This is a genomic window from Franconibacter helveticus LMG 23732 (assembly GCF_000463115.2).
In the GTDB taxonomy this organism is placed as follows: Bacteria; Pseudomonadota; Gammaproteobacteria; order Enterobacterales; family Enterobacteriaceae; genus Franconibacter; species Franconibacter helveticus.
This window is the reverse complement of record NZ_AWFX01000057.1, coordinates 312,748-325,749: the sequence shown is the minus strand read 5'-3', so window position 1 is coordinate 325,749 and position 13,002 is coordinate 312,748. Positions and strand designations below refer to the sequence as shown.

At 56.8% G+C, this 13,002-nt stretch carries 13 protein-coding genes; 6 read left to right on the top strand and 7 right to left on the bottom strand.

All coding sequences use genetic code 11. From position 1 onward, the window contains the following. Positions 1-32 precede the first annotated feature (32 nt). From DW56_RS20965 to yihU, 4 genes are read right to left on the bottom strand one after another with little or no spacing between them, the layout of a single operon-like run. Positions 33-920 (bottom strand): aldose-1-epimerase, encoded by an 888-nt coding sequence (locus DW56_RS20965; RefSeq protein ID WP_024551535.1) that lies wholly within the window; start codon positions 918-920, stop codon positions 33-35. Between the two features lie 20 nt (positions 921-940). After that, positions 941-2,182: a sulfoquinovose isomerase gene (gene yihS / locus DW56_RS20960; protein WP_024551536.1), complete on the bottom strand. Its 1,242-nt coding sequence runs from the start codon at positions 2,180-2,182 to the stop codon at positions 941-943. Between the two features lie 15 nt (positions 2,183-2,197). After that, complete coding sequence (gene yihT / locus DW56_RS20955; RefSeq protein WP_024551537.1) at positions 2,198-3,073, bottom strand: sulfofructosephosphate aldolase; 876 nt, start codon at positions 3,071-3,073, stop codon at positions 2,198-2,200. A 19-nt stretch (positions 3,074-3,092) separates the two neighbouring features. Then, positions 3,093-3,983, bottom strand: a complete 891-nt coding sequence (gene yihU, locus DW56_RS20950; protein WP_024551538.1) for a sulfolactaldehyde 3-reductase — start codon at positions 3,981-3,983, stop codon at positions 3,093-3,095. 169 nt (positions 3,984-4,152) lie between these two features. Between yihU and DW56_RS20945 the strand changes: the two genes are divergently transcribed. The 6 genes from DW56_RS20945 to fabY all read left to right on the top strand — a co-directional run bounded on the left by DW56_RS20945 (position 4,153) and on the right by fabY (position 8,914). Then, entirely contained in the window at positions 4,153-5,049 is an 897-nt protein-coding gene (locus DW56_RS20945) for a sugar kinase (protein ID WP_024551539.1), read from the top strand. A 34-nt stretch (positions 5,050-5,083) separates the two neighbouring features. Then, on the top strand, positions 5,084-5,884 hold the full coding sequence (locus tag DW56_RS20940) for a DeoR/GlpR family DNA-binding transcription regulator (RefSeq protein ID WP_024551540.1): 801 nt from the start codon (positions 5,084-5,086) through the stop codon (positions 5,882-5,884). Between the two features lie 147 nt (positions 5,885-6,031). Next, positions 6,032-6,631 (top strand): glucose-1-phosphatase, encoded by a 600-nt coding sequence (yihX, locus tag DW56_RS20935; RefSeq protein ID WP_024551541.1) that lies wholly within the window; start codon positions 6,032-6,034, stop codon positions 6,629-6,631. Next, a complete protein-coding gene (locus DW56_RS20930; RefSeq protein ID WP_024551542.1) occupies positions 6,625-7,494 on the top strand; it encodes a virulence factor BrkB family protein in 870 nt (289 codons plus the stop codon). The genes yihX and DW56_RS20930 overlap by 7 nt, the downstream gene beginning before the upstream one ends. Then, positions 7,491-7,928: a D-aminoacyl-tRNA deacylase gene (gene dtd / locus DW56_RS20925; RefSeq protein WP_024551543.1), complete on the top strand. Its 438-nt coding sequence runs from the start codon at positions 7,491-7,493 to the stop codon at positions 7,926-7,928. The genes DW56_RS20930 and dtd overlap by 4 nt, the downstream gene beginning before the upstream one ends. 44 nt (positions 7,929-7,972) lie before the next feature. Then, positions 7,973-8,914 (top strand): fatty acid biosynthesis protein FabY, encoded by a 942-nt coding sequence (fabY, locus tag DW56_RS20920; RefSeq protein WP_024551544.1) that lies wholly within the window; start codon positions 7,973-7,975, stop codon positions 8,912-8,914. 86 nt (positions 8,915-9,000) lie between these two features. On the opposite strand, the gene DW56_RS20915 is transcribed toward fabY, so the two are convergent. The 3 genes from DW56_RS20915 to DW56_RS20905 all read right to left on the bottom strand — a co-directional run bounded on the left by DW56_RS20915 (position 9,001) and on the right by DW56_RS20905 (position 12,919). Next, a complete protein-coding gene (locus DW56_RS20915; RefSeq protein ID WP_024551545.1) occupies positions 9,001-10,683 on the bottom strand; it encodes an AsmA family protein in 1,683 nt (560 codons plus the stop codon). 120 nt (positions 10,684-10,803) lie between these two features. Next, positions 10,804-12,195 carry a nucleobase:cation symporter-2 family protein gene (locus DW56_RS20910; protein ID WP_024551546.1) on the bottom strand — a complete coding sequence of 464 codons (1,392 nt, stop codon included), beginning with the start codon at positions 12,193-12,195 and terminating at the stop codon, positions 10,804-10,806. 202 nt (positions 12,196-12,397) lie between these two features. Beyond that, positions 12,398-12,919, bottom strand: a complete 522-nt coding sequence (locus tag DW56_RS20905) for a fimbrial protein (protein ID WP_024551547.1) — start codon at positions 12,917-12,919, stop codon at positions 12,398-12,400. Between the last annotated feature and the right edge of the window lie 83 nt (positions 12,920-13,002).

Sequence of the window (13,002 nt, the reverse complement as noted above, 5' to 3'; positions counted from 1 at the left end):
GGTCTTCGGTAATTTGTTCATTTCTGTTTTTGTTATTCGCCGCCGATGGAAAAATGCAGCTGGTGCGTCTGGCCAGGCGCCAGAGAAACCAAATCCTGGCCGGAATTAAACGCATCGGGAGGACAGCTCATCGGCTCAACGGCGAGCCCGATCCGGTTTAACTTGTCGCCGGTATAGATTTGCAGCCAGGGTTGGTCGGAACGCAGGCAAGTCGACATAGCCTGACGTTGGCTGGTCAGCCGCACTTCCCAGGCCCCCTCGCGGCGAAGCGCCCTGAAGGTGTGATCGATTATGGTGGCGCCGATTTCCCTGGATGGCGAAAACAGCAGGCCTGAGGCCTGTGCCTGCATTAAACGCAGGGGATTACGTTGCGCATCCACGCTGAAAACTTCTTCAGCCGGTAGCGAGAGCGAGCAGTTGTCTACTTTTTCCAGATTGCAGGTTAAATAAGGGTGAACGCCAGCGCCGTAGGGCGCAGGCGTATCCCCTTTGTTTTGCGCGCTAAGACGGGCGCACAACCCCGCATCAGCATCCAGCTGATAACTGACTTCACAGGCGAGCATAAAAGGGTAGCCGTAAGTCGGCGGTAAAAAAGCGGTCAACGTGACGCCGGAAGCGGTCTGGCTCGCAATCTGCCAGTTGTGCCACGCCAGCAGCCCATGGATCGCCGAGCCAGACTCGCGGTCGTTAATCGCAGGCGCCAATTCTTTGCCTGCGTACAGGTAACGACCACCAGCAATACGATTTGGCCAGGGCATTAACACCTTTCCCATATGGGCTAAAGGCATCTCTTCCGGCTTATGCGGCACAACTAAATGTTGTTCGCCGCGAGTCAGCTCAGCAATGCCTGCGCCCACCGTAACGATTTTTGCCCGGTAGCGGCCAGCGGCCAGCGCGATGGTTGTTCCACTTTTATGCATGCCCGATCTCCCTGCGAAATTTACCGTGCGTTTTTATCCAGCAACCCGGCGGCAACGGCAGGCGCTAAGCCCGGCGCCAGAGGCAGGCGGGGGATCACCAGACAGTGCAGCAGATGGTAAATATCCTGTTTGCCATCCCAGACTTTGGTGGTGACCTGATTATTGGTATCGAGTTCCTGCCACCAGGAGCCGTTCTCGTAATCCATCAGGTATTTGACGCAGTAATCCCACCATTTCTGATACCAGGCTTCGTATTGCGGGTCGCCGGTCACGGTATAGAGGGCATAGGCGGTGCCCATCGCTTCAACGATTGGCCAGCGGACGCGCTCACGAACAATAGGAGTGCCGTCCCAGTCGACGGAATAGACGAAACCGTCTGCGCCGTCAGGCGCCCAGGCGTCGCGAAGGGTGGCGTGAAACAGCCCTTTGGCATCTTCCAGCAACCAGGCTGGCGGCGTTTCAAAGCGCGCTTCGAGCGCGGCGCGAAGGTGCAGCATCAGGCGGCCCCACTCAATCCAGTGGCCGGGCGTGCCGCCATAGGCGCGAAAACGGTGGGCGGGGTTATCTTTGTTGTAATCGCGAATAGGGTTCCAGTTAGCGTCGAAATGCTCGTTTACGCGGTACTCCCCTTTACGGGCGACGTCATGGATGATGACCGAGGCGATTCTCAGCGCACGGTCGAGCCATTTTCTGTCATGCGTCACGTCATAAACAATCAGGAACGCTTCTACGGCGTGCATATTGGCGTTGCCGCCGCGGTAATCTTCCGTTTTGCTGAATGCCTCGTCCCAGGATTCGAGGCACATCTGCTCCGTCTCGCTCCAGAAATAGCTTTCAATGACGGCAATGGCTTCGTCCAGCAAAGGGCGGGCGGCAGGGTGGCCGGTGGTCACCGCGCTGGCGGCGCCGAGTAAAACGAAAAAGTGCTGATAACCCTGTTTTGACGCGTCCACGACCCCTTCATCGTTTACGCAGGCGTACCAGCCGCCATACTGTTTATCTTTTAACGCGCCGTTCAGGGCGTTAATGCCGTGCTCCACCAGCGCGTATGCGCCAGGGCGACCCATCGCCGCCGCAACGGCGTAAACGTGCAGCATACGGGCGGTTATCCATAAATGCGTGCCCATATCCGTTCTGACCTGGCCGTTGTTTCCCAGCCAGCCGAAGCCGGTCGGCACTGCCGCCTTTGTGCCAAACGCAAAAATACGATCGGTTTCCTGCTCCAGCCAACGGTTATGACTCAGCGTATTAAACCATTTCATCTTGTGGTCCTCTTCTCAACGGCCAGCCATCATTTCGTCAACGATTTCGCCTAATCGCTGCAATTTCGGTACGGAGATGTCCCGGAGCATCGCTTCGGAATCGGGTAAGCCAATGACGGACGACCAGACGGCGCGGCCTGCCAGGAAACCAGAAGCGCCTGCCGTCATCGCTACCCTGACGGCGCGCGGGAAGAGTTTTTCATCTACGCCCGAAGAGAGAATGACCCAGGGCATATTGATATGTTCATTCAGCCTTTGCGAGGCGGTAAGCAGCGCATCGCGGGAGCCTTTCCCAAAGAGCGGCATTTCGACTTTGTAGAGGTCGGCGCCGCTGTCCCCAAGCTCTTTCGCCGCGTCGATAATCGCCTGCTCGCGATCAAACTTATCGCCGCGACGCGGCGGACGCACAACGGGTTCGATAATGCTGACCAGGCCGCTGGAATGGCACAGCTTATTAAACTCACTGACCATCTCCAGCCGCTGCTGCGGGTCTTCATCGCTGCGCCACAGCACCAGCAGTTTCAGCGCCTTTGCGCCGTCGCGTTTTACCGCTTGCGGATCGACGTTTTTATCAATAACGACGCTATCCACGGGAATACCGTTTCCGGGAATAAATTCATCTGCCGCGACAATCGTGGCGCAGCTTTGCGCTACGGCGTTTTGCTCAACCACCTGGCGGTAACAAAATTGCTGATCGACCAGAATAGCGGAGGCGTAGGGCGACAGAATGCGGGCGGCGTTGACTTTAAAATCCGTCAGCACCTTGTCGGCGACAGGGGTTGGCTCGCCTGCGGCGGCAAACATTAAACGCATCGCTTCCCGCTGGTCGACGGCCAGCATGGCGAAGCCGCCGGAAGGTCGGGTGATATCTTTAAGCGTGTAGTGAGTCATTCTTCTTTCCTTTTGCTTATTAAATTTTGCGGCTTCGCCCGGCTGACGTTCGCACCTGCTCAAGGATGGCGGTCCAGTCTTCTCGACCGCGCCCTGCGGCCCGGGCCTGACTGTAGACTTCACGGGAGGCGGCCCCGAGCGGCATGGGAACCTGCAACTGATTGGCGACATCCAGCGCAATACCCAGATCTTTGTGAGCAAGATCGATCATAAAGGCGGGAGAGAGATCGCCTTTCAGCACCTTGTTTGGCCACGATGTGGTGAAATGGCCTTTACCGGCAGGCGTGCCGCTCATCACTTTGAGCGCAACGTCGAAAGAGAGGCCGAGCGCTTCGCACAGGACGGCGGCTTCGGCGGACAGGGCGTTCAGGGCAATGCTCATGTAGTTGTTAATCAGCTTGACGCGAATGCCCATGCCAGGTCCGCCCGCGTTAACCAGCTCGTTACCCATGGCCATTAAGACTGGCGTGGCGCGTTCAACCTGCTCTGGCGTTCCCCCCGCCAGCAGCAGCAGCGTGCCGGCAATGGCGTGATCGGAGGTGCGGCCTACGGGAACATCCATCATGCTGAACCCGCGCTGCTTCATTTCGCTGATTAACCGATCTGTCTGCAACGGGTGAATAGTCGACATATCAATCACTAACGCCTCACGCGACAACGTTTCGCAGACGCCGTTTTCATCAAACAAAACAGCGCGAACCCGCTCGCCGTCAGGCAGCATGGTGATAACAAATTCCGCATCGGCAGCAGCCTGCGCCGCTGTCGATGCGGCCTGCGCGCCTTTTTCAACCAGCTGTTGAACCGCCTGCGCATTGAGGTCAAAGACCTTAAGCTGGTGCCCTTGCTTAAGCAGATTGCTTGCCATCGGCGCGCCCATCTGCCCCAGCCCTATAAAAGCGATTACCGGCATACTCTTCTCCTGAGCCTGTTGTATGTCATATTGTGTCAATAACTGAGCATTCATCTTGGTTGTTTTTGATCGTATTTGTAATTTATGGTCAAAAAATTGACAGGCGTCACTTTTTAAACATTTGATGGATCTAAAATGGCAACATTCAGAAAAGCCGGAAGGAATCTCTATGACTCGTATTGCTTGCGTGGGCATCACTGTTTTAGATCGCATCTGGTATCTCAATGCGTTACCTCATGACGGAGGGAAGTATGTCGCTGATAACTATCAGGAAACGGGAGGCGGCCCGGCGGCGACGGCAGCCGTAGCGGCAGCGAAACTGGGCGCACAGGTTGATTTCATCGGCCGGGTTGGCGATGACGATACGGGTAAAAGGCTGCTTGGCGAGCTTGAATCTCAGGGGGTAAATACCCGCTACACCAAAGTCTTTGCGGGCGCGCGCTCGTCGCAATCCGGCGTTTTAGTGGATGCCAGCGGCGAGCGAATTATTGTCAATTACCCGGGGCCTGAGCTTGCGGCCAGCGGCGACTGGTTACAGGCGTTAGACTTTTCACAATGGGACATCGTGCTGGCGGATGTACGCTGGCACGATGGCGCAAAGCAGGCGTTCACTCTGGCCCGGCGCCATGGCGTCACCACTTTGCTGGACGGCGACACCACGCCGCAGGATATTTCAGAACTGGTGGCCTTAAGCGACCATGCGGTGTTTTCATCGCCCGGCCTGCGACGCCTGACCGCCAACCACGATCCCCTGGAAGCGCTCAAAAGCGCAAAAACGCTCACAAACGGTCTGGTGTATGTCACTCAGGGGAGCGAGGGGTGTTATTGGCTGGAAAACGGCGCGCTTTGTCATCAGCCTGGGTTTGCTGTCAACGTGGTGGATACCACGGGCGCGGGCGATGTTTTCCATGGCGCTCTGGCCGTCAGCCTGGCGCAGCAGACGCCCACCTCTGAGGCGGTTCGCTTCGCAAGCGCGGTAGCGGCGCTAAAATGCACCCGTCCGGGCGGCCGCGAAGGTATCCCTGATTGTGATCAAACCCGCTCTTTTCTGTCACTTTTTGTATAAAATGCGGGGCGTGATGGTTTTCAGAGGACGGCCTATGAGCCTTACCGAACTAACCGGCAATCCGCGACACGATCAATTGCTCACGCTGATTGCCGATCGCGGTTACATGAATATTGACGAACTGGCGCAGCTGCTGGATGTTTCAACGCAAACGGTGCGCCGGGATATTCGTAAGCTTAGCGAGCAGGGCCTGATTACCCGCCATCATGGCGGCGCGGGCCGCGCTTCCAGCGTGATCAATACAGCTTTTGAGCAGCGGGAAGTCTCTCTGACGGAAGAAAAACGCGCCATTGCGGAAGCCGTGGCGGACTATATTCCCGACGGCTCTACCGTTTTTATTACTATCGGCACCACGGTAGAACATGTGGCCCGGGCTTTGCTCAATCATAACCACCTTCGCATTATCACCAACAGCCTGCGGGTGGCGCATATCCTGTTTAAAAACCCCCGTTTTGAGGTGATGGTGCCGGGCGGCACGCTGCGCCCCCATAACGGCGGCATTATCGGTCCTGCCGCAACGACGTTCGTTTCCGGTTTTCGCGCAGATTATTTGGTAACAAGCGTGGGGGCTATTGAGAGCGATGGCGCAATGCTGGAGTTTGATGTGAATGAAGCAAGCGTGGCGAAAACCATGATGGCGCATTCTCGCCATATTCTGCTTGCCGCCGATCATACGAAGTACCATGCTTCGGCGGCGGTAGAAATCGGTAACGCCGCCCAGGCCACCGCGCTCTTTACGGATAAGCTTCCCGACCCGGCTTTGCACAGCCTGCTCAAATCGGGGCATGTCGAGATCGTGCATGTCACCGACTCGGGCGATCAGGATAAAAATTAGTTTCTTATACCGGGGAGCCTGGCGCTGCCCGGTCACCTAAGCCACATCGCGATTCTCCTGCTCTGTTTTGCAAGCTATGCGCTCACGCGTAGTCAAACATCTTCATTCCCGCTACAGTTACCTCTCCATGGCTGACAGGAGAGCGACATGCTCTATATCTTTGATTTAGGTAATGTCATTGTCGATATTGATTTCAATCGCGTGCTGGGCGCCTGGAGCGATTTCAGCCGCGTGCCGCTGGCGAATCTGCAAAAAAGTTTCACCATGGGCGAGGCGTTTCACCAGCATGAACGCGGCGAAATCAGCGACGAAGCGTTTGCCCGCAAACTGTGCGATGAAATGGCGCTGCCTCTGAGTTTTGAACAGTTTTCTGCCGGCTGGCAGGCGGTCTTTGTTGCGCTGCGCCCGGAAGTCATCGACATCATGCATAAACTGCGGGAGCAGGGGCACCGCGTGGTCGTGCTTTCCAATACCAACCGCCTGCATACCACGTACTGGCCGGAGCAATATCCGGAAATCCGCGCCGCCGCCGATCGCATTTATCTCTCCCAGGAGATGGGCGCGCGTAAGCCAGAACCCGCTATTTATCAGCAGGTGCTCGAACAGGAAGGCTTTGCCGCCAGTGAAGCGGTATTTTTTGACGATAACGCCGATAATATTAAAGGAGCCCAACAGGCCGGCATCACCAGCATTCTGGTGACAGGCAAACAAACCGTGCCGGACTACTTTGCGAAGCTGTTATGTTAAAAACCGTTCATCATAAAGCCCGACATCACACCAGGCCCATCGTGGCCTGGCTGAAGCTGCTCTGGCACCGTATCGACCAGGATAATATGACGACGCTTGCCGGTAATCTGGCTTACGTATCGCTTCTGTCGCTGGTGCCTCTGGTGGCCGTTATTTTCGCGCTGTTTGCGGCGTTTCCCATGTTTTCAGACGTCAGCATGCAATTGCGCCATTTCGTATTCGCCAATTTTATGCCCGCAACTGGCGACATTATTCAGCGTTATATTGAGCAGTTCGTCGCAAACTCCAACAAGATGACGGCGGTAGGCGCCATCGGGCTAATTGTCACCTCTTTGCTTCTGATGTACGCCATCGACAGCGCGCTAAATACCATCTGGCGAAGCCAGCGCACGCGGCCGAAAATCTACTCTTTCGCGGTCTACTGGATGATTTTAACGCTTGGGCCTTTGCTGGCCGGGGCAAGTCTGGCTATCAGCGCCTGGGTGCTTTCACTGCGCTGGGTCAGCGGCATCGACAGTATGATTGACGATGTGCTGCGTATTTTTCCGCTGCTTCTCTCCTGGCTCTCTTTCTGGCTGCTTTACAGCATTGTTCCCACCACCCGCGTGCCGGGTAAAGACGCGCTTATCGGTTCGCTGGTGGCGGCGTTGCTGTTTGAGCTGGGAAAAAAAGGCTTCGCCCTTTACATCACCATGTTCCCTTCTTATCAGCTGATTTACGGCGTGCTGGCGGTTATCCCCATTCTGTTTGTCTGGGTTTACTGGACCTGGTGCATCGTCTTGCTTGGCGCGGAAATAACTGTCACTCTCGGCGATTACCGGAAATTAAAAGAAGCTGCCAGAGAAGAAGCTGAGAAACCATGATTGCATTAATTCAACGGGTCACGCAGGCCAGCGTCCGCGTGGCAGGCGAAGTGACGGGCGAAATTGGCCCGGGACTTTTGGTGCTGTTAGGTGTCGAAAAAGAAGACGACGAACACAAGGCTAACCGCCTGTGCGAACGCGTGCTGGGCTATCGAATTTTCAGCGATGACGCGGGCAAAATGAACCTTAACGTGCAGCAAGCCGGCGGCAGCGTGCTGGTTGTCTCGCAGTTCACGCTGGCGGCGGATACCGAACGCGGCATGCGCCCGAGCTTTTCGCGCGGCGCCGCGCCGCAGGACGCCGAGACGCTGTATGAATACTTTGTCGGCCGCTGCCGGGAACAGGGCGTTACCACCCAGACCGGGCGCTTCGCCGCCGACATGCAGGTATCTTTGATCAATGACGGGCCGGTAACCTTCTGGTTGCAGGTATGAGCCAGATTGCCGCATGGCCGCGGGTAACCAGAGAGAGTACAGCTATGTATCACCTTCGCGTACCGCAGACTGAAGAAGAACTTGAGCGCTACTACCAGTTTCGTTGGGAGATGCTGCGCAAGCCTTTGCATCAGCCAAAAGGCTCCGAGCGCGACGCTTACGACGCGCTGGCGCATCACCAGATGGTGATGGACGAAGAGGGCAACCTGGTCGCCATCGGCAGGCTATATATCAACGCTGACAATGAAGCTTCTATCCGCTTTATGGCGGTGCACCCTTCCGTTCAGGATAAAGGGCTTGGCACGCTGGTGGCGATGACGCTGGAGTCGGTCGCCCGACAGGAAGGGGTAAAGCGCGTGGTGTGCAGCGCGCGCGAAGACGCGGTGGAGTTTTTCGCCAAGCTGGGGTTCGTCAACCAGGGGGAGATAACCACGCCGCAAACCACGCCGTTGCGCCACTTTCTGATGATAAAACCGGTGGCGACGCTGGATGACATCCTGCATCGCGCCGACTGGTGCGCTCAGCTTCAGCAGGCCTGGTACCAGCATATTCCGCTCAGCGAAAAAATGGGCGTGCGCATTCTTCAGTATACCGGGCAGAAATTTATCACCACCATGCCGGAAGCGGGTAATCAGAATCCTCACCATACCTTGTTTGCGGGCAGCCTCTTTTCCCTGGCCACGCTGACTGGCTGGGGGCTTATCTGGTTAATGTTGCGCGAGCGCCACCTCGGCGGGACGATTATTCTCGCCGATGCGCATATCCGTTACAGCACCCCGATCACCGGAAAGCCTGGCGCGATTGCTGACTTAGGCTCCCTGAGCGGCGACCTCGACCGCCTCGCGCGCGGGCGCAAAGCACGGGTGCAGCTTCAGGTTGAGTTGTTTGGCGACGACACGCCAGGCGCGGTTTTTGAAGGTATTTATATCGTGTTGCCCGCTAAGCCCTTCGGGCCGCTGGAAGAGGGCGGCAACGAGGAAGAGTAGCCGCCCCGGAAAGCGTATCCATTCACTCTCTCGCTTCTGGCTGCTCTGCCCCCTTAGCGTTTGGGGGCAGGATAAAGCAAGGCAGATTATGCGCCCGGCACCACGCCGCCCTGCATCACTTGCTGGACTTGCTGCCCGCCAGCGCCTGTTACCTGCAACTGGCCATTCACGCTTGGCCGCAGCGGCGCGTCAGCCGCCAGGCTGCCGCTGGCGGTCAGTTGCAGATTGCCGTCTCCCTGTAGCGGCACCTGCGCCCATCCCCAGTTGCGCAACACATTCACCGGCACGGCGCGTCCGTTCAGGCTGAGCGTAACCTGCCGCTGCGGTAACTGCGAAATAGCCGCCGTCGCTTCCAGCATGCCTAGCCCGGCAAACGCGCTCAGTTCGGTAACGTTAATGGTGGATGCATTCGCGGTAAGCGTAATGGAAGGCCGACGCACATCGATGCGGTTAAAGGTTCCCGCCGCGGCGTTAAGCGTCGCGTTGCCGCCCCAGATCCCCCACTGGCTGTTGCGCGCGAGCTGCAAATTGTTGCCGTAGCCGTCCAGCGCCGTAAGCTGGAACGGGAAAACCGGATCGATATCGATTATCAGGTTGCGGCTGGCGGCGAGCCTTTTCACCGTGATGGCGTTAAGCCAGTCCGGGAGCTTCTGCTGCCACTGCTTTTTCCAGTCCGCCGGCAGGGTATATTCCAGCCCCGCCAGCGCTACCTCGTCCAGCTCCAGCCGACGCCCGTCGCGCAGCCAGTTGCCGGAAGCGCGCGCCATGCCGCCTTCCCAGCGTGTCGTGAACTGGCGCAGGGCAATGCCCTGAGAAGAGAAATCGGCATTCACAATCGGGTCGAAGAAATGCAGCGAGCCGGAGATAAACTCGCTGGCGTTCATGGAGAGCCTGCCGTCGTCGCTCTGCCAGTCGCCTTTGGCTATCGTCAGGTTGCGCACGCTAACATCGAGATCCGTCGCCGCCCAGCCCGGACCTTCCAGCCTCGCATCGGTGATTTCAAGACGGCCCAGCGCCAGCGAAGGCACCGTGGTCAGGGGTTTAAAAAAGTCGCTCAGGCTTTTATCGCTTTGCAGGCGAACGTCGCTGATGCGCAGGCTTTCCACCACCCAGCTACCGTCGGCGTTACGCCGGGCGGTGCCGGTCAGCGCGCCGCGCGCGACATCAGCGCCGATAGTGGAGAGCGTCACCTGATCTTTATCAATCGCTCCCTGAATCAACACGTTGCTTAATGGGACGCCGTTCAGCGTCATGGAACCTGCGCTTAACTGGATGTTTGCCTGAGTGCCGAGGATTTTACCGGCCTGCGGCAGCCAGGGGCTGATGCCGCCGTTTACGCGCTGTGCGCTGAGATCCCAGTCGGTATTCGGGCTGTTAAAGGCCATATCGCTAAGCTGCAAACGATCGGCGCGAAAGGGCAGAGGCGCGGTAGAAGGCGAAAAGTTCAGCGTGCCCTTTTGCAGCAGGATGGTGTCAACGTGAGAAGGCTCGGTGAGCTGGCGGCTGCTGAGTCCGATATCCACTTTCTGCGCCACCAGCGTAGCGGGCTGGCCGTTACGGCCGAAAGTGACATTTTTCAGCACCAGATGCGAGGGCGATGAGAAACGGTGATCCATTTCATCGAAAGTGATGTGGTAATCACTGTGGCCGTTAACCCAGCTTGTTATCCACCCCGCGCCCCAGCGCGTTTGCAGCAGGATATAAAACGCCAGCAGAACAAGCAGAACGGCTATCAGCAACGTAAGGATGAGCTTTCCAAGAAATTTCATTGTTTTCCATCCTGTGAAGTTCCGATGATGGAGTTATGCCCCATTCAGAAAAATAGCTCAAGGAAGGGATTGTCAAAGAGGGTAACAGCGATGGCGGCAGGGCGCCGCCATCGGAAAGTATTACGCTTTTTCGGGCGGGAAAACCAGGTTCAGCACAATAGCGGTAATGCCGCCTGCGGCGATGCCGGAAGAGAGCAGGTTCTTCACCCAGTCCGGCGCAAATTGCAGGATAAGCGGCTGCTGAGAGACGCCAAGGCCCACCGCCAGCGACAGCGCGATAATCATAATGGCGCGGCGGTTGAGCGGCTCGCGGGAGACAATGCGCACGCCGGACGCGGCGATAGTGCCGAACATCACGATGGTCGCGCCGCCGAGCACCGGTTCAGGGATATGCTGCACGAAGCCGCTTACCGCCGGGAACAGGCCCAGAACAATTAACATCAGCGCCACGACAAAACCTACGTAACGGCTGGCGACGCCGGTCAGCTGGATCACGCCGTTGTTCTGCCCGAAGCAGGAGTTCGGGAAGGTATTAAAAATGGCGGAGACGCAGGAGTTCAGGCCGTTCGCCAGCACGCCGCCTTTCAGGCGCTTCATATAAAGCGGGCCGGAAACGGGTTGTTCAGAGACGTCGGAGGTGGCGGTAATATCGCCGATGGTTTCCAGCGAGGTCACCATAAACACCAGCATCAGCGGCACCAGCAGGCTCCAGTCGATGCCAAGACCATAATAAAGCGGCGTGGGCACCATAATCAGCGATGAATTGGCCGCCGCGGTGCTCTGAGGCAGCATATCCATGCCCCACGCCAGCAGGTAGCCTACCGCCATGGCGATGACCAGCGACGCGACGCGCAGGTACGGGTTGCGCTGGCGATTAAGCAGAATAATCACCGCCAGCACGGCGCCCGCCAGCAGCAGGTTTTTCGGCGCGCCGAAGGTATGGTCGTTCATCGCCGCATAGCCGCCGCCAATCGACGTCAGGCCTACCTGAATCAGCGACAGGCCAATAATCATCACCACCACGCCGGAAACCAGCGGCGTAATGATGCGGCGCGCCAGGTGCAGCACGCGGGAGAGCAGCATTTCGGTGCAGCTTGCCAGCATCAGCGTGCCGAACAGCGCCGCCATCATTGTGGGGAGATCCGCGCCGCCGTTTTTCAGCGCCAGGCCGCCCATGATCAGCGGCGATACAAAGTTAAAGCTGGTGCCCTGAATTGACAGCAACCCGGACCCTACCGGCCCCCAGGCTTTGATCTGGATAATCGACGCCACGCCGGAAGCGAACAGCGACATGCTGATGATGTGCTGGGTATCCTGCGCTGGCAGCCCTAACGCCTGGCAAATTAACAGGGCCGGCGTAATCACCGCAACGAACATCGCCAGCAGATGCTGACAGGCGGCAAACAGGGTTTGCGGCAGCGGCGGGCGGTCTTCAAGGCGATAAATCAGTTCACTGTTCTGCGTCTTAGCAACCGGTTGCGCATTTTCAGATTCAACGGTATTAACGGACATCAACGGCTATCCCCAGGCGGAAAAGCGCACATTTTATCGGACTGTCTGGTAAAAGCAAACGATTGCATACAGGCTGCTTGAATAATTAACGTTTATTATTGATACGACTAATAAAGCCTTTTCTCCTTTTATGCCCATAGAAGTAAAAAGGCCATCCTTTTCAGGATGGCCTTTTGTTTATTCAGTTATATAAGCTGAATAATTACAGACGTTCGATTTCAATGGTCAGAGAACCGTGAACCGTACCGCTATTCGCCTGCTGGCCAGTCAGTTTAACCAGGCCAACACCCAGTTTGGTTTCCAGGCTGTTTGAAACCAGAGAATCCTGGTTAATTTTCAGCACGGTGCCGTCTTCTTTATACAGACCGATACCTACGCCGGTCGCGGTGCCGGTATTGGCCATTGCGGTGCCGGCAGCAGCGTCTGCGGTGCCTTTCAGTTTATAAGCAATTTTGCCCTGTGAAGCTAAGGTTTCACAGCCGTTGCCGTTACCGAACACGCTTACTGCTACGATTTTTGCCGGAACGGTAGCCTGATCCTGCGGTTTCAGTTCAACAAGGTCTGCCGTTAAGTTAATTGCGCTGTTATCAAGGCTAACGAAGCAGGAAGAGGAAGCGGTGTTAACCTGACCAACCACGCTCAGAGTTGCAGCGACATCAGTCGCCTGTGCAGTGCCAACAGCAAACAGTGAGGAAACAACAAGCCCTAAAAGTGTCTTTTTCATAATATAATCCTTTAAATATTCCTTGAAATAAAATAGGTGAAGCACACTCTGCCAGATAAATGGCGTGATTATGCTTCCATATT

Bases quoted from the DNA above. Each gene is read 5' to 3' on its own strand.
- DW56_RS20915 (WP_024551545.1), bottom strand. From the start codon at position 10,683: ATGAAATTTCTTGGAAAGCTCATCCTTACGTTGCTGATAGCCGTTCTG.
- DW56_RS20965 (WP_024551535.1), bottom strand. From the start codon at position 920: ATGCATAAAAGTGGAACAACCATCGCGCTGGCCGCTGGCCGCTACCGG.
- yihS (WP_024551536.1), bottom strand. From the start codon at position 2,182: ATGAAATGGTTTAATACGCTGAGTCATAACCGTTGGCTGGAGCAGGAA.
- DW56_RS20905 (WP_024551547.1), bottom strand. From the start codon at position 12,919: ATGAAAAAGACACTTTTAGGGCTTGTTGTTTCCTCACTGTTTGCTGTT.
- DW56_RS20940 (WP_024551540.1), top strand. From the start codon at position 5,084: ATGAGCCTTACCGAACTAACCGGCAATCCGCGACACGATCAATTGCTC.
- dtd (WP_024551543.1), top strand. From the start codon at position 7,491: ATGATTGCATTAATTCAACGGGTCACGCAGGCCAGCGTCCGCGTGGCA.
- yihU (WP_024551538.1), bottom strand. From the start codon at position 3,983: ATGCCGGTAATCGCTTTTATAGGGCTGGGGCAGATGGGCGCGCCGATG.
- DW56_RS20945 (WP_024551539.1), top strand. From the start codon at position 4,153: ATGACTCGTATTGCTTGCGTGGGCATCACTGTTTTAGATCGCATCTGG.
- DW56_RS20930 (WP_024551542.1), top strand. From the start codon at position 6,625: ATGTTAAAAACCGTTCATCATAAAGCCCGACATCACACCAGGCCCATC.
- fabY (WP_024551544.1), top strand. From the start codon at position 7,973: ATGTATCACCTTCGCGTACCGCAGACTGAAGAAGAACTTGAGCGCTAC.
- yihT (WP_024551537.1), bottom strand. From the start codon at position 3,073: ATGACTCACTACACGCTTAAAGATATCACCCGACCTTCCGGCGGCTTC.
- DW56_RS20910 (WP_024551546.1), bottom strand. From the start codon at position 12,195: ATGTCCGTTAATACCGTTGAATCTGAAAATGCGCAACCGGTTGCTAAG.
- yihX (WP_024551541.1), top strand. From the start codon at position 6,032: ATGCTCTATATCTTTGATTTAGGTAATGTCATTGTCGATATTGATTTC.